General features: G+C 44.4%; 17 protein-coding genes and 1 riboswitch. Of the genes, 10 read left to right on the top strand and 7 right to left on the bottom strand.

Annotated features, from left to right (window positions below):
• Positions 1-39 precede the first annotated feature (39 nt).
• Entirely contained in the window at positions 40-708 is a 669-nt protein-coding gene (locus EOD41_RS08265; RefSeq protein WP_127704303.1) for a carbonic anhydrase, read from the top strand.
• Positions 709-904: 196 nt separating this feature from the next.
• On the opposite strand, the gene pruA is transcribed toward EOD41_RS08265, so the two are convergent.
• Positions 905-2,533, bottom strand: a complete 1,629-nt coding sequence (gene pruA, locus EOD41_RS08260; RefSeq protein ID WP_127704302.1) for an L-glutamate gamma-semialdehyde dehydrogenase — start codon at positions 2,531-2,533, stop codon at positions 905-907.
• A gap of 194 nt (positions 2,534-2,727) precedes the next feature.
• On the opposite strand from pruA, the gene EOD41_RS08255 reads away from it, so the two are divergent.
• Together EOD41_RS08255 and EOD41_RS08250 are read left to right on the top strand one after the other, a co-directional pair.
• On the top strand, positions 2,728-3,420 hold the full coding sequence (locus tag EOD41_RS08255; RefSeq protein ID WP_127704301.1) for a peptidase associated/transthyretin-like domain-containing protein: 693 nt from the start codon (positions 2,728-2,730) through the stop codon (positions 3,418-3,420).
• Between the two features lie 166 nt (positions 3,421-3,586).
• A complete protein-coding gene (locus EOD41_RS08250; RefSeq protein WP_127704300.1) occupies positions 3,587-4,876 on the top strand; it encodes an HAD-IB family phosphatase in 1,290 nt (429 codons plus the stop codon).
• 68 nt (positions 4,877-4,944) lie between these two features.
• Here the strand turns inward: EOD41_RS08250 and EOD41_RS08245 are convergent, their stop codons facing one another.
• Both EOD41_RS08245 and EOD41_RS08240 read right to left on the bottom strand, forming a co-directional pair.
• Positions 4,945-5,424 (bottom strand): universal stress protein, encoded by a 480-nt coding sequence (locus EOD41_RS08245; protein ID WP_127704299.1) that lies wholly within the window; start codon positions 5,422-5,424, stop codon positions 4,945-4,947.
• A gap of 65 nt (positions 5,425-5,489) precedes the next feature.
• A complete protein-coding gene (locus EOD41_RS08240; RefSeq protein WP_127704298.1) occupies positions 5,490-6,782 on the bottom strand; it encodes a voltage-gated chloride channel family protein in 1,293 nt (430 codons plus the stop codon).
• Positions 6,783-6,809: 27 nt separating this feature from the next.
• A riboswitch (Fluoride riboswitch) is annotated at positions 6,810-6,874 on the bottom strand.
• A 58-nt stretch (positions 6,875-6,932) separates the two neighbouring features.
• Between EOD41_RS08240 and EOD41_RS08235 the strand changes: the two genes are divergently transcribed.
• Positions 6,933-7,943 (top strand): tryptophan 2,3-dioxygenase family protein, encoded by a 1,011-nt coding sequence (locus EOD41_RS08235; RefSeq protein WP_127704495.1) that lies wholly within the window; start codon positions 6,933-6,935, stop codon positions 7,941-7,943.
• Between the two features lie 207 nt (positions 7,944-8,150).
• Positions 8,151-9,215: a branched-chain amino acid aminotransferase gene (locus EOD41_RS08230; RefSeq protein ID WP_127704297.1), complete on the top strand. Its 1,065-nt coding sequence runs from the start codon at positions 8,151-8,153 to the stop codon at positions 9,213-9,215.
• Between the two features lie 385 nt (positions 9,216-9,600).
• On the opposite strand, the gene EOD41_RS08225 is transcribed toward EOD41_RS08230, so the two are convergent.
• From EOD41_RS08225 to EOD41_RS20680, 3 genes are all read right to left on the bottom strand, one after another.
• Positions 9,601-9,882 carry an ATP-dependent Clp protease adaptor ClpS gene (locus EOD41_RS08225; RefSeq protein WP_127704296.1) on the bottom strand — a complete coding sequence of 94 codons (282 nt, stop codon included), beginning with the start codon at positions 9,880-9,882 and terminating at the stop codon, positions 9,601-9,603.
• 78 nt (positions 9,883-9,960) lie between these two features.
• Positions 9,961-10,497: a dCTP deaminase gene (gene dcd / locus EOD41_RS08220; RefSeq protein ID WP_127704295.1), complete on the bottom strand. Its 537-nt coding sequence runs from the start codon at positions 10,495-10,497 to the stop codon at positions 9,961-9,963.
• A gap of 68 nt (positions 10,498-10,565) precedes the next feature.
• The gene (locus EOD41_RS20680; RefSeq protein WP_164849899.1) at positions 10,566-10,718 is read right to left on the bottom strand and encodes a PASTA domain-containing protein; all 153 of its coding nucleotides are present in this window, start codon (positions 10,716-10,718) and stop codon (positions 10,566-10,568) included.
• Positions 10,719-10,860: 142 nt separating this feature from the next.
• On the opposite strand from EOD41_RS20680, the gene EOD41_RS08215 reads away from it, so the two are divergent.
• The 5 genes from EOD41_RS08215 (at position 10,861) to EOD41_RS08195 (ending at position 13,869) form a co-directional block, all read left to right on the top strand.
• Positions 10,861-11,514: a 4'-phosphopantetheinyl transferase family protein gene (locus EOD41_RS08215; RefSeq protein WP_127704294.1), complete on the top strand. Its 654-nt coding sequence runs from the start codon at positions 10,861-10,863 to the stop codon at positions 11,512-11,514.
• Positions 11,504-12,226, top strand: coding sequence for a lipoyl(octanoyl) transferase LipB (gene lipB / locus EOD41_RS08210; RefSeq protein ID WP_127704293.1), 723 nt, complete (start codon positions 11,504-11,506; stop codon positions 12,224-12,226). The genes EOD41_RS08215 and lipB overlap by 11 nt, the downstream gene beginning before the upstream one ends.
• Positions 12,223-12,939 carry an SGNH/GDSL hydrolase family protein gene (locus tag EOD41_RS08205; protein ID WP_127704292.1) on the top strand — a complete coding sequence of 239 codons (717 nt, stop codon included), beginning with the start codon at positions 12,223-12,225 and terminating at the stop codon, positions 12,937-12,939. The genes lipB and EOD41_RS08205 overlap by 4 nt, the downstream gene beginning before the upstream one ends.
• A gap of 61 nt (positions 12,940-13,000) precedes the next feature.
• Complete coding sequence (parS, locus tag EOD41_RS08200; protein ID WP_127704291.1) at positions 13,001-13,408, top strand: type II RES/Xre toxin-antitoxin system antitoxin; 408 nt, start codon at positions 13,001-13,003, stop codon at positions 13,406-13,408.
• Entirely contained in the window at positions 13,405-13,869 is a 465-nt protein-coding gene (locus EOD41_RS08195) for an RES family NAD+ phosphorylase (protein ID WP_127704290.1), read from the top strand. The genes parS and EOD41_RS08195 overlap by 4 nt, the downstream gene beginning before the upstream one ends.
• Positions 13,870-14,066: 197 nt before the next feature.
• On the opposite strand, the gene EOD41_RS08190 is transcribed toward EOD41_RS08195, so the two are convergent.
• Complete coding sequence (locus tag EOD41_RS08190; RefSeq protein ID WP_127704289.1) at positions 14,067-15,494, bottom strand: L-serine ammonia-lyase; 1,428 nt, start codon at positions 15,492-15,494, stop codon at positions 14,067-14,069.
• Positions 15,495-15,590: the final 96 nt, after the last annotated feature.

The following is a 15,590-nucleotide window of genomic DNA, read 5'->3' as shown; positions in this document are numbered from 1 at the left end:
CAGGTTTTAACTTAATTTGCTTAAATTAAACAGCTAACTATGTGCGCAAAAACACAATTTACCCGTGAAGACAAAGGCCCTATTACTTACGAGGGCTTATTGAAAGGCAACGAAGAATTTATTAAGAATACCCTTGAGCAGGATGCCGACTATTTTAAACGCCTTGCGCAAGGGCAAAAGCCACCGGTTTTATGGATAGGCTGCGCCGATAGCCGCGTTCCTGCCAACCAGATCACCAATACCGAGCCGGGCGAGATATTTGTACACCGCAACATTGCCAATATGGTGGTGCATAGTGATATGAACATGTTAAGTGTACTCGACTATGCGGTGAACGTTTTAAAAGTACAGCACGTAATAGTAACCGGCCATTACGGCTGTGGTGGAGTACTTGCGGCAATGGGTAACCAGTCGTTTGGTATAATTGACAACTGGCTGCGCCACATTAAAGATGTGTACCGTCTGCATGCCGACGAACTTAACGCTATTGAAGATGAAAAAGCACGCGGCAATCGTCTGGTTGAGTTAAATGTTATTGAAAACGTAAACAATCTTTGCAAAACGTCTATCGTGCAAAACGCCTGGAAAAACAACCAGGACCTTAAAGTACATGGCTGGGTTTACGCGCTTGATACCGGCAAAATAAAAGACCTCCAGATAAGCCACAGCAGCACTACCGGGCTGGATGAGGTGTTTAAACTGGCGTAAGCCGCTATATACTTAATAAAGCCGTCATTGCGAGGAACGAAGCAATCTCTACACATGCTAATCAGCATGTAAAGTTCAGAGATTGCCACGCTCACGCTCGCAATGACGCGATGTTTTAATAAATAAACACCAATAAAAAAGCGTCAACACTAAATGTATTGACGCTTTTCTTTTTTCCCTTCAGGGGTTGGAGGGATTATCCCAAAAACGGGTACCTGTAATCTTTAGGCGGATCAAAGGTTTCCTTAATTGTTCTTGGTGATACCCAGCGCAGGAGGTTGATCATGCTGCCGGCCTTGTCATTCGTTCCGGAGCCGCGGGCGCCGCCGAACGGCTGCTGCCCAACAACTGCCCCGGTAGGCTTGTCGTTAATATAAAAGTTCCCGGCAGCGTTACGCAGTTTGTTTGTTGCAATGGCAACGGCATACCTGTCTTGCGCTATTATGGAACCTGTTAACGCGTAGATGGATGTTTTATCTACGATATCCAATATCTCTTCAAACTTGTCGTCTTCGTAAACGTAAACCGTAAGTACAGGGCCAAACAGTTCTTCACACATGGTTACATAATATGGGTCGTTTACCTTAAGCACAGTTGGTTCGACGAACCAGCCTTTGCTTTTGTCGTAACCGCCACCTGCAATTACTTCAACATTGCTGTCGGCTTTTGCCGCATCAATGTATTTTGCCAGTTTGTCAAACGATGCTTCTGTGATAACAGCATTAATAAAGTTACTGAAATCTTCTACCGGGCCCATGTTAAACGAAGCGATATCACGCTGCATGTTTTCTTTTACCGCAGGCCATAACGATGCCGGGATATAAGCCCTTGAAGCAGCCGAACATTTTTGCCCCTGGTATTCAAAAGCGCCGCGAACCAAGGCAGTGCTCACCACATCGGCGTTGGCGCTTGGGTGCGCTACCACAAAGTCTTTACCGCCGGTTTCGCCCACAATGCGTGGGTAGGTTTTATACTGATGGATGTTAGTACCAATAGTTTTCCAGATATTTTGGAATACGCCGGTTGAGCCGGTAAAGTGTATGCCTGCAAAATCAGGGTGACTAAATATCACATCACCAGCCAGCGGTCCGTCAACATAAATAAGGTTGATAACACCGGGCGGCAAACCGGCTTCGCGCAACACCTGCATAATTATGTTGGCGGCATATATCTGGGTGTAGGCAGGTTTCCAAACCACCACGTTGCCCATCATGGCGGCGCTGGTTGGCAGGTTGCCCGCGATAGCGGTAAAATTAAATGGCGTTAACGCGAACACGAAACCTTCCAGCGGACGCTGCTCAACACGGTTCCATACGCCTTTTGGCGAAATGGGTGGCTGCTGCTGGTAAATCTCGGTCATGTAATGCACGTTGAAGCGCAGGAAGTCGATAAACTCACACGCTGAGTCGATCTCGGCCTGGTAGGCGTTTTTCGACTGGCCAAGCATGGTAGCCGCATTTATTTTAGCGCGGTACGGACCCGAAATCAGTTCAGCGGCTCTTAAAAATATCGATGCGCGTTGTTCCCAGGCCAGGTTTTCCCAATCTTCCTTAGCGGCAAGGGCGGCATCAATGGCGGCTGTTACGTGGGTTTTATCACCTTCGTGAAAATTGGCAAGCAGGTGCTGATGATCGTGCGGGGGGCGCACTTCGCCTGTTTTACCGGTACGCACCTCTTCGGCGCCAATATACATGGGTATATCCGCAACATACGAACGTGCTTCGCTAAGTGCGGCTTGTAATTGCGCACGTTCGGCACTTCCCGGGCCATAATTCAGCACAGGTTCGTTTTGCGGCTTAGGGACGTTAAAAAATCCTTTAAGCATAATTTTTATGTAGTACAGTTAATATAAAGTAAAGATAGGGTTTAATGTGCACATATGCAGATGGGTGAATGTGCGGATTGTGTAAAATTTGAGGGATGATGGTGATGTGCTTACGGAGGCCGTTTGTTAAAAGTGTTAAATAAAACACAACGTTCGGCAAATCAGTTTATATTTACACAAGCTGATACCCGCATATGAAGCAACTGACACTTAAACAATACGCGCTCTTTTTATCATTACTATTTTTTACCGCTTTCGCACAAGCGCAAGACATGCTGAGAGGCACCGTGTATGATGGCGCGAGCGGTAACCGCATGGCCGATGTGTTCATAAAAAACACCACTAATAACCAGGTTGCACTTACCGATAAAAAGGGTAATTTCACTATAAAAGCGGCACCCGGGCACCTGCTTATCTTCACTTCGCCTACCTATACCAATGATACCTTGTATGTAACCAATATGAGGGAAAAAAGGGTAACGCTTAACACCACCCGTATCGACCTGAAACAGGTAACCGTTACCGCAAGGGCAAATTTTAACCCTGAAACGGAATACCCTGAAGTTTATCAAAAAAGTAAAGTGTACGCCCTATCGCCAAGTTCATGGTTTAGCAGCGAAGGGCGTAACGCGCGCCGGCTTAAAAAATATTTTAAACGCGAAGTGCGTGAGCGTAAGATTGACAGTGCTTTCAGTAAGGTTTATGTAAGCAGCGTTATCCCGCTGCGCGGACAAGAATTGGAAGATTTCATGACGATGTACCGCCCGTCGTACGACCTGGTAGAGAAAAACGACCGTGAGCTGATGATGCTTTACATAAACGACTCGTATAAGAAATTCATGGCTTTGCCACCTGAAAAGCGCAAACCTACACCGCTGGGGCAATAGGTTTTGGTAGATAGTCCATGGAACATCGAGCATAGTAGTTTTTTTGTCCAGGTCTATGGCATGAAAAGTATCTACTATTGTCTATCGACTATGGACCATGGACAATCTTGTCTATGGACTAATTAAAGTTTGAACTCCCCGCCAAAAGTTGCACATTTGCAGCGGAATGGATTACTTTATAATTGATTTTGACAGCACCTTTACCCAGGTGGAAGCGTTAGACGAGCTTGCGCGGATATCATTAAAAAATCACCCCGACAGGGAAGATATTTATCAGCAGATTGAAGGCCTCACCAACCTTGCCATGGAAGGTAAACTGTCTTTCAGCGAAAGTTTGGAAAGGCGCGTAAAGTTATTACAAGCCAACCGCGAACACCTGAAGCTTCTGGTAAGTCATCTTAAAAAGAAAGTATCACGCTCATTTTCGCGCAATACGGTTTTCTTTAAACAGCACTCTGATGGTGTATTAATTGTTTCGGGTGGGTTTAAAGAATTCATAACACCTGTTGTTACCGAATATCACATCAAAAAGGAAAATATCTACGCCAATACTTTTGTATTCGACGAAGAAGGCAACATCATCGGTTACGACAGGGAGAACCCATTGTCAAAAGAGGGTGGTAAAGTTATATTGCTGAAAGAACTGAATCTACCGGGAGATATTTACGGCATTGGCGATGGCTACTCAGATTTCCAGCTTAAAGAATCGGGGCTTATAAAGAAATTCTTTGCCTTTACCGAGAACATCGAGCGTAAATCAGTAGCTGAAAAAGCCGATCACGTTACACCAAGCTTCGACGAATTTTTGTACATCAACAAGCTGCCGAGGGCTATATCTTATCCCAAAAACCGGATTAAATGCCTTGTGGTTGGCAATGTTGGCGAAGAGGCCCTATCGCAAATGCAGAAAGAAGGCTACAATATCCGCCATAAAGAAACTATTGAAGATAGCTACCTGCAGGAAGCCGGTGTGTTGCTTTGTAATGAGGATACCCAACCTACCGCCGAGCAATTGCAAAACGCAGGCAGACTTAAAGTGATTGGTATTTTTGGCAAAGTGCAAAGCCGTAAACTTGCCGAGGTGGCCTGCGACAATGGCATCATCATTTTTGACGACCCGAGGAATAACCCGCGTAACGAGGACTTTATTCCGAAACGGGTGATAGCGTTTATGAATGAAGGGAAAACGCATACCAGCTGCAACTTTCCTGACCTACAGCCACCTCGCGTTAACAACGCTCACCGCCTGATACACATCCATAAAAACGTACCGGGCATACTGGCAAAAATAAACGACGTGTTTGCCCGCCATAACATTAACATTGTGGGCGAATTCCTGGTAACAAACAGCCAGATAGGTTATGTTATAACCGACGTTGATGCCGGGTATGATCCGGGAGTGCTTAACCAGCTAAAAGCTATAGAACAGACAATAAAATTCAGGCTTCTTTATTAGTCATTTGCCACTGGTCATTAGTCATTAGTAAAAAACAATAATGACTAATGACAGTGCACGTGAAATGACTAATGACTTTCTTCGAACGGCACTACCAGCACCGGGATATCCGCTTTGCGGATAATAGCTTCGGCTACGCTGCCCGAAAACAATCTTTCCAGTCCGCTGCGTTTGTGAGTGCCTAACACAATCAGGTCGGCTTTAAATTCAATGCTGCATTGCAATATGCCTTCTGATGTTGACCCATATTCGCTGAAATTGCTTACCTGCAGGTCACCCGCCATTTCGCTGATCACTCGGTTCATTAAGCGTGTCGAATTATCTTCCTGGGCGTTTACCAGTTCCATTTCTTCCGGGCCTGAAGCTACATTAGCCATAGGCATCCCTAAAATACTATCTGATGTATCAAGCGAGGTAACAACCGGCTCAATAATATGTACTAATCCAACGGCCGCGTCAAACTTGCGGGCAAGGTTGAACCCGTAACGGGCGGCATGTTCGGCATACTTACTGTCGTCAATCCCAATGATTATCTTACTGATCTGCATAACTAAAAGTGTTTGTGATAATTACTGAATAACAATTTAAAGCTAATAAGTTTTGCGTTCTTAAGTTATGTTTGCTTCAAATCTGTTTTTAACCCGTTTCGGCGCTGAGCGCTGTAAATACCCGTGTTTCCACTGAAATAATAAGCCACAAAACATGCAACAGCAAATAATAAAGCGTGTTCGCTGCCAAAAAGTTCAATACCCATAATAGTGCACGCCAGCGGGGTATTGGTAGCCCCGGCAAATACGGCTATAAAACCAAGAGCAGCAAACAAGCTAACGGGCGCATTCAATACTTCTGCAAGCGTATTGCCCAATGTTGCACCAATATAAAATAACGGCGTAACCTCTCCGCCTTTAAAACCGGTTCCCAATGTTATAGCCGTATAGATCAGCTTCCATAACCAGCTTAAGGTATGGGCTCCACCCTGCTGAAATGCTGAAACAATGGTAACCGCGCCAGGATACTGCGCGTCGACACCCAGGCTTAAATAATCAGGCTTGCCTAATATAACCGTTAACACGATAATAACTACCCCTCCGGCAACAGGCGTAATCCACCGTGCTTTTAGTAATTTAATACCGGCGTTTTTTACAGCGTGAACCGATTTTGCAAAACCGTAGGATGCCAGTCCGAATACAGCAGCCGCAACAACAACCTTTGCCAGCAACAATAAACTTAATGGAATGTGATGCCCGTTAAGGTTTTGTCCGGCGTTTACATAATCGATATGGTATTTTGTATGATGGACATTCCAGGCCGATACGGTGAGGTCGCCAATCATGCCGGCTATCAGGCATGGCAGTAACGCGTTATAACGAATGCGTCCAACCGTTATAACTTCCAAAGCGAATACCGCACCCGTTAACGGCGTACCGAATACGGCACCAAAGCCCGCGGCAATACCGGTAGTAAGCATTACCTGTTTATTGGCGCCTTTCAGCTTGAATAGCCCGGCAAAAAGGTTGGCTATGCTGCCGCCAATTTGCACTGCCGTACCTTCGCGCCCGGCCGAACCACCAAATAAATGGGTAATAACCGTTGTAACCAATATCAACGGTGCCATGCGTTTAGGAACACCTGCGCCGGGCTCATGAATTTCATCGATTATAAGGTTATTGCCCCTCTCGGCCGAACTGCCATACCATTTATACAAAAAGTGAATAGCTATACCGGCAACAGGCAGCATGTATAACAGCCAGGTATGCGCAAACCGAAAGTGAATTGCCAAATTAAGCAGCCACAGGAACAAGGCAACCATACTACCAATAGCAATAGCCACAGGAATAGTAATAAGTGACCAGCGCAGAAAATATTTTAATGTTGAATAGTGTTCAGAAAAGCTCTTTTTTATCATAACCTACATGCAAATAAATAAAAACTTATTTGGGTAGGCGTCATCAGCTTCGCAGCGGTTCAAATAGGCGGAACACCATCGCCTTTGCGTTATGCAACAAATATGAACCAAAAAATTGTCAATCGCAATACTACTTTGTTATTTTTGGCCATGAGCATCTCTCCCGAAATAGAAAAACGCCTTGCCCAACTTCAGGAAAAGTACGAAGCGATGGGGCAGGATATGGTATCGTATCTTGACGGTTTGCTTTACGCAGATTTCCTGACCTATTGGGATTATATACATCTGGATACGTTGCTGAGCCTGCAAAGCCCGAAAACACCTTTTCCTGACGAGCAGATATTCATTATTTATCACCAGATAACCGAGTTGTACTTCAAGCTATCTCTGCACGAGTGCGAACAGATTGCTCATCATGAAAACCTGACGGTTGAGTTTTTTACCGCGCGCATTAAACGCATCAACCGTTATTTTGAAGCGCTTACCCAATCGTTCGAGATCATGGTTGAGGGGATGGAAAAAGAGCAGTTTCTGAAGTTCCGGATGTCACTATTACCGGCCAGCGGCTTTCAAAGCGGGCAGTACCGCATGATTGAGATTTATGCTACCGACTTTTTGAACCTCGTGATTAAAAGCAAACGTGAGGAGCTGGCCCCTGCCCCTGTTGAAGAGCAGTTTGAATTCATCTACTGGAAATATGGCGCAACAGAGCTTTCAACCGGTAAGAAAACACTTACGCTGAAACAGTTTGAAAAGAAATACGCAAAAACGTTTATAGATCTGGCCAGGACTAATGCCATAACCAACTTTAATTACCTCGCACTCAAATTTAAAGAAGCCGGCCAACTTACACCTGAACTAACTGCCGAGTTACGCCGCCTGGATGTGAACGTGAATGTCAACTGGCCGCTGTCGCATTATAAATCAGCAGTGCGTTACCTGCACCGCGAACCTGAAGAGATAAGTGCAACCGGTGGTACCAACTGGCAAAAATACCTACCGCCTCGCTTTCAGAAACGTATTTTTTACCCTTCGCTGTGGAGTACTAATGAAATAGAAAATTGGGGCAAAGCCTGGGTTGAACATGCGTTACGCGGTACTGATTTTTCGCTGCCGCGAAGCGAAGCCTTTAAGGAATCGCATTTGCCGGGAGAGAAGTAATTCGCCACCTTCTATTTTGTCATCCTGAGGAACGAAGGATCTATAGCCGAAGATCCTTCGTTTCTCAGGATGACAAAAATTAATATATCGCTTGAACCAATTGTAACATTCCCCGCTCCTCTTCCGTCTCTTATCATATACAACAAGCCTATGAACTGAACAATAAAATTCATACCTTGCATTTCTGAATAAAAAACGCACTTTGCCATGACTGAGACGCTGGATATACAAATAACAAAAACCACACATTCCCGCTTGGAGGAAACCGACTTTGACAATCTTCCCTTCGGACGTACCTTTTCTGACCACATGCTGCTGGCTGATTATGCCGACGGCGAATGGAAAAACTTCCGGATAGTCCCTTATGGAGAGATTAAGATGAGCCCGGCCATTTCATCATTGCATTACGGTCAGGCATTTTTTGAAGGATTAAAAGCTTACAAACATGCTGATGGCAAGGTGGTGATCTTCCGTCCGGATAAAAACGCTATCCGTTTTAACAAATCGGCCGAGCGCCTTTGCATGCCTGAGTTGCCTACCGATATTTTTGTGCAAAGCATTGCCGCCCTGGTTGATATCGACCGCGACTGGATACCTACAAAAGCTAACCACTCGTTATACATCAGGCCATGTATGTTTGCCACCGACCCATACCTGGGTGTGCAACCATCGGCTACTTACACTTATGTAGTGCTTACCGGTCCGGTGGGTCCGTATTTCTCAAAAACGCTTCGTGTTAAAATTGAAACACATTACACCCGCGCTGCCGAAGGTGGTATGGGTTACGCAAAAGCTGCGGGTAACTACGCCAGCTCAATGCTTCCGGGCAAAAAAGCTGTTGAAGAAGGTTTTGACCAATTGATTTGGACCGACGGTCAAACGCACGAATACATTGAAGAAATGGGGGCAGCTAACGCGATGTTTATGCTTGACGGTAAACTGATCACCGCCTCAACACGTGACACCATATTAGATGGCGTAACCCGCGATACCGTTATACAACTGGCTAAAGAATGGGGTATCCCTGTTGAAGAGCGCCGTGTATCGGTTGCCGAAATTATTGAAGGTGCTCAGAAAGGCACACTTACCGACGCTTTCGGCGCAGGCACTGCTGCAACCATTGCACCGGTTGGATCAATAAGCTATAATGGTGAAGAGTACTTTTTATGCGACCCGAAAGAACGGGTGTTCTCTCAAAAAGTATTTAAAACGCTTGATGCCATAAAATATGGAACTGAGGCTGATACCCACGGTTGGAACTACGTTGTTTAATGTCTGAACCGGAATTTCAGAATTTAGCAATTAACAGAATATAGAGCCCCTTAATTGGGGCTTTTTTGTTGAGAAAGATTTTCAAAATTTCATGCTTATGAACGAAGTATCTACCGCTTATCAAGGTTTTTTGTAACTTGTCTGGTCAATTCTCCAGGTGTTGACGGGTGTTGACGGGTGTTGACGGGTGTTGACGGGTGTTGACGGGTGTTGACGGGTGTTGACGGGTGTTGACGGGTGTTGACGGGTGTTGACTCTGTTGACGGTGTTGACTCTGTTGACGGTGTTGACTCTGTTGACGTCAACACTTAGCAAAATCAGGAAGTCCCTTCATAATGAAACTTAATCTTATTTCCTGATCTAACTTCCTGGCTCTAATTAAAAGCTATTCCACCGTAACGGTCAAACCTTCCTGTTGTAAAATCTTGCGGTAAATCTCCATTTCGGTGAATGAACCTTCAAGCACGGCGCATTTGCCTTCGTTATGCACCTTCCAGGCAATTTTTTCGGCTTGGGGTTCGGTATAGTCCAGGTATTTCATCATGCAATGGATAACATGATCGAATGTGTTTATATCATCGTTCCACAATATCAGGCGGTGCATTTCTTTCAGCCCGGCCAGTAACTCTTCAAGCGTGAATGTCTGTTCCTGTACTTCTGTTGGCATAATCAGCACAAATCTACTTAAAATAGGCTAAAAATGCACTAACAAACACGTTACAGATGAATGCAGGATTGTTTTCGGCTAAAACTTGTTCTTCCACATCATGCTTTCAACAGGGCGCGTGGTAGGGTTGTTATACTTGGCGTTACCTTTTGAATTGTAAAAGGTTTCGATCTCCCCCTCAACAACAAAGTAAATAAGTTGCCCGATTGGCATACCGGCGTATACCCTTACAGGCTGCGCGCATGATATTTCAAGTGTCCAGGTATTGCAAAAGCCAACGTCGCCCTTACCGGCTGTGGCATGTATATCAATACCCAGGCGCCCGGTGCTTGACTTTCCTTCCAGGAAAGGCACATGGCGGTGTGTTTCGGTATATTCAATGGTAACACCCAGGTAAAGCGTATTAGGCTGCAACACAAAACCCTCTTTTGGTATTTCGAAATATGTTATCTCGTTATGCAGTTTTGCATCAAGCACCCTGTCTTTGTAAGTAGCAAGGTGTTTGCCCAGATGCACATCATATGAGTTGGTACCCAGGCACTCACGCTTAAAAGGCTCAATGATAATGTGGCCTTTGTCAATCTCTTCCAGGATGCGTTTATCAGATAGTATCATATTAAGGGTGTTACCCGGCTAAAATAGAATTTTTTAACATGATAGCCAACATGATAATATCAACAACTTCAGGACTTAATCTTATCAATTTTTGCGTTTGCATGCGGCGATTGCCTGATCACTTTATTACCTGTAAGGTTGTTTTCAAGCTGCTGTTTGCAGCACGATTCGGTGGCGGCAAGCGCTATCAAAAAGGCAACGGCTGTGTATATCTTTTTCATTTCGCGTTATATTGTGATAGTGTTACTTATATGACGGTACTGCAGGCTATTTCGTTACAATTGCCTGTAAATTTTATCGATTTAAACGTTATTCAAATGATAATTAATTAACATACTTTTGCCTTGAATTTTATATAAACTAATGGCTATAGCATACAGGCAGCGCATTGATGATGATACTGAGTTTGCCCTCTGGAAAATAGAGGAAAGCGCCGGCGACCTGTATGCCCAGCTTCAGCTTAATGATGATGAAAAGGCTGTGGTTGAAAACCTTGGCACCAACAAACGCCACCTCCACTGGCTAAGCACACGGGTTTTATTGCGTGCTATGCTTAGCACCGACGAGTATATCGACTGCAAGGTTGACGCTCATGGCAAACCTTACCTGGTAAATCACCCCTATTATATTTCGTTCAGCCACTCGTTTGATTACGCGGCGGTAATGATCAGCCGGCGTCACCAGGTGGGTATTGATATTGAACTGGTTAAAGAAAAGGTTGAACGCATTGCGCATAAATTTATGCGGAAGCAGGAACTCGACTTTATCAGTCAAAAGTGTAAAATAGAAGAGCTATATGTATGCTGGTGCGTTAAAGAGGCGGTTTATAAATGCTATGGGCAAAAAGAAGTATCGTTTTTGGATAACATTCTGCTGGAGCCATTCAGTTTTGAAGGGCATGGCATAATAAATGCTAAATTACGCAAGGACGATATAGCCATTGATTACGCTGTAGGTTATCAGCAGTATCAGGATTATATGATTGGTTATGTAATACAGGATCGGTATGAAGCATAAAAGAGTAATTTTTCAGGACTGGGGTGTAACCGATTACAAAGTGGCCTGGAACAGGCAGGAAAAGTTTTTTAATGAAACCGTAGAACTCAAAATGAAGCTGCGCGACCGTAAAGCCGCCGCAGGCGATGATTTTGAGGACAATACTGTTACCAACAACTACCTTGTTTTTGTAGAGCATCCGCATGTTTATACGCTTGGCAAAAGTGGTAAACCCGAACACTTACTGCTTGATGAAGCCGGATTGAAAGAAAAACAGGCAGTTTATTATCCGGTTAACCGCGGCGGTGATATTACTTACCACGGTCCGGGCCAAATTGTGTGCTACCCGATACTGGACCTTGACAACTTTTTTACCGACATACACCTGTACATGCGCAAGCTTGAGGAAGCGGTTATACTAACGCTTGCCGAATTTGGCATACAGGCCGAACGCTATCCTGGTTACACAGGTGTTTGGATAGATGCCGGAAAAGACACCGCACGCAAAATTTGCGCGATGGGTGTACGCTGCAGCCGCTGGGTTACTATGCATGGGCTCGCTTTTAATGTTAATAGCGATTTGGATTATTTTAAACATATTGTTCCGTGCGGTATTGATGATAAGGACGTTACCTCAATGAAGAAGGAACTTGGTGAAACTGTTGATATTAATAAAGTTAAAGAAATCTTAAAGCAGCATATTTCCGTACTTTTTGGTATGGAGCTGATATGAGATTATTACTGATATTATTAATAGCCGCTGTTAGCGGATGCGATAAAAAACAAACAAGGGACACCATAAAACCTGTTACCCTGCCGGTTACACCTGCAAAACCCGATACCACAGTGAAGTTAACTTACCTGGCGCTTGGCGATTCGTACACAATTGGCGAAAGCGTGGTTTATGATCAGAATTTTCCAAACCAACTGACCAAACGGCTTAACATTGCCGGATACAAGGTTAGCCAGCCTCATATCATAGCCCGTACCGGTTGGACCACCAATGAGCTTATTGATGCCATTGAAAGGGAAAAGGTTACTGAAAAGTTTGATTTTGTAACGCTGCTCATCGGGGTAAATAATCAATACCGAGGATATGATATCAACGTATATCGTAAAGAATTTGTTGAACTTCTAAATACCGCCATTTCCTTTGCCAATGGAAAAAAAGACCATGTGTTTGTGGTATCGATTCCTGACTATGGTGTAACACCGTTCGGTATGTCGCGCGATCCGCAAAAAATTGCACAGGAAATTGATGCTTATAATGCTATCAACAAAGAAGAAAGCGTAAAAGCGGGTGTTAATTATGTAGATATTACACCTATATCAAGGCAGGCGGCTACACAACCTGATCTTGTAGCCGCCGATGGGCTGCATCCTTCAGCTAAAATGTATACCGCCTGGGTAAACCTGCTTGAACCCGCAGTTGAAAAACAATTTTAGAAAAGGCTTGTTATTTCCAGACAAGTGTCGTAATTTAGATGACATATTACAGGAAATAAAAATGAGCGAGCCAAAACCATATAAATTCCCCGGGGATGATGAGTTTGACCTTACCAACATGGTTAGGGAAGGCGTAGCATTTCCATACTTGAGCAAATTATCAGCCTTTATACACTTTACTATTGAAGAGTGGGCTGCTTACCTGCACCTTTCTGAACGCACGCTTCAACGTTATAAAAAAGATAAAAAAGCTTTTGATCCTATTCATTCTGAACGTATTGTGCAAATTGAACTTTTGTATAAAAAAGGCATTGATGTTTTTGGCGATGCCGATAACTTCCATACCTGGATGGAAACCAAAAGCATCGCACTTGGCGGTGTAACACCAAAAGAGCTACTTGATACTGCTTTTGGTATTAACATGGTTAAAGATGAACTCACTCGTATTGAGTACGGTGTTTTAGCATGATAATTTATCGCCTTAGCACCGCGAATTACATTACAGACCTATCGGGAAAGGGTGCCGAAATTGCCGGCGGCCGCTGGAATACCAAAGGTATACCGGTATTGTACACAGCCAGCTCACGTGCGTTGGCTGTAATTGAAGTTGCGGTACACGTTCCGTTAGGTATCATTCCAACTAATTACGCTATGGCAAGTATTCAGTTACCTGATGATGCCTCGATACATGAAATAGCCATAGACGCACTTCCTCCCACTTGGACAAAAAATCCATTTATTAAAGAGACCCAACAATTAGGCGACAGCTTTATAAAAGCCGGTAAATTTCTTGCTTTAAAAGTACCCTCAGCGTCAGTAGCCGGTGATTATAATATTTTGCTTAACCCGAGGCATAAGGATTTTAGAGAAGTACAAATTGTAAAAACCGAAGCTTTTGAGTTTGATTTGAGGCTGTTTAAGAAGCCGTGAAACCACAATCTCTATGTCTTTCGACCGGAGGAAGAAATTTTCTACAATATGCTTAGCCGCCTAAGTCGCTCTTAGAAGATTTCTCCTTGCACCTCTTCGAAATGAAAATTTTAAAGTCTCAACTGTCATGCTGAGGCACGAAGCATCTATCGGCAAAACAGATTCTTCGCTATCGCTCAGAATGACAATATTAACATTTAACACTCCGGCAAACTTAACGGAATATTCACTGCTAGGCCACCGTCAGAAGTTTCTTTGTATTTTGAATTCATGTCCTGGGCGGTTTGCCACATGGTTTTTACTACCGCGTCTAAACTTACCTTGGCGTTATCAGGGTTAGTTTGCAGGGCCAGTTGTGAGGCGGTTATGGCCTTAATAGCGCCCATAGTGTTACGCTCGATGCAGGGCACCTGTACAAGGCCTGCAATGGGATCGCATGTGAGGCCGAGGTGATGTTCCATAGCTATCTCGGCAGCCATAAGCACCTGCCTTTGCGAACCACCCAGACATTCGGTAAGCGCCGCTGCCGCCATGGCTGATGATACACCGATCTCTGCCTGACAACCGCCCATGGCTGCTGAAATGGTTGCTCCTTTTTTAAAGATGCTGCCTATTTCGCTTGCCACAAATAAAAAGCTGATGATCTTATTATCATCAAAGCCATCGCAAAAAGCTATGTAATATTGTAATACTGCGGGTATTACACCTGCCGCGCCGTTGGTAGGCGCTGTGACTACCCTGCCAAATGAGGCGTTTTCCTCATTCACCGCCAAGGCAAAGCAGCTTACCCAGTCGAGTATATTTTGAAAGCTGTTACCCGATTGCCTGATTGCATCAACCCATTCGTGATAATTAGTGTAATGGCGTTCGCCAATAAGGCGCTTGTTCAGGTGTTCTGCCCGGCGAGCAACATTTAAGCCACCGGGCAAATGGCCTCCCGTATGACAACCCCGGTAAATACAATCTTTAATTACGTTAAAAATATTCAACACACCTTCCCGTGTATCCTGTTCGCTGCGCCAGGCCAGTTCGTTTTCAAGCACTACTTCGGATATCTTAAGTCCGGTTTTCATGCACCAGTGCAGCAAATCGCCGGCTGTATCTATAGGGAACGGCAGATCGACTTCTGTTTTAGTACCTTTCTCCTCCCCTTCTTTTACCACAAACCCACCGCCTATTGAATAATACGTTGCTGAAACAGCCTTACCTGTACTTAAAAATGCCTGGAATGTTACCGCGTTGGGGTGATACGGCAGGCTCTCGTTAAAAAGGAACAGCAAATCGTCATCAAAATAGAAACTTACGGGCGCTTCGCTATTCAGCTCAAGCTTTTTTGAGACAATGATATCATCAACCTTACTGTCTATTTTATCAACCTCAAAAGTTACAGGATCGGCACCGCTAAGACCAAGCAGTATGGCTATATCGGTGCCGTGCCCTTTGCCGGTTTTTGCAAGCGAACCATAAAGCAGTATTTTAACCTGCGAAACCAGCGGGAGTAGTTGTTGTTGCTTAAGCCACTGTACAAATTGCTGCGCGGCACGCCATGGCCCAAGTGTGTGTGAACTTGACGGGCCAACGCCTATCTTAAACATGTCGAATACGGATATCTGTTCGCGCTGCATGGTACAAAGCTATGTTTACTAACGTTTTTATTTGTCAATGTGATTTAATATCTTAAACAAAAATTTAAAACCTTATAACCAAATCAATTATGGACA

This window comes from Mucilaginibacter limnophilus, assembly GCF_004005815.1.
Classification (GTDB): Bacteria; Bacteroidota; Bacteroidia; order Sphingobacteriales; family Sphingobacteriaceae; genus Mucilaginibacter; species Mucilaginibacter limnophilus.
The sequence above is the reverse complement of the archived record's forward strand: the minus strand, read 5'-3'. Positions and strand labels throughout refer to the sequence as shown.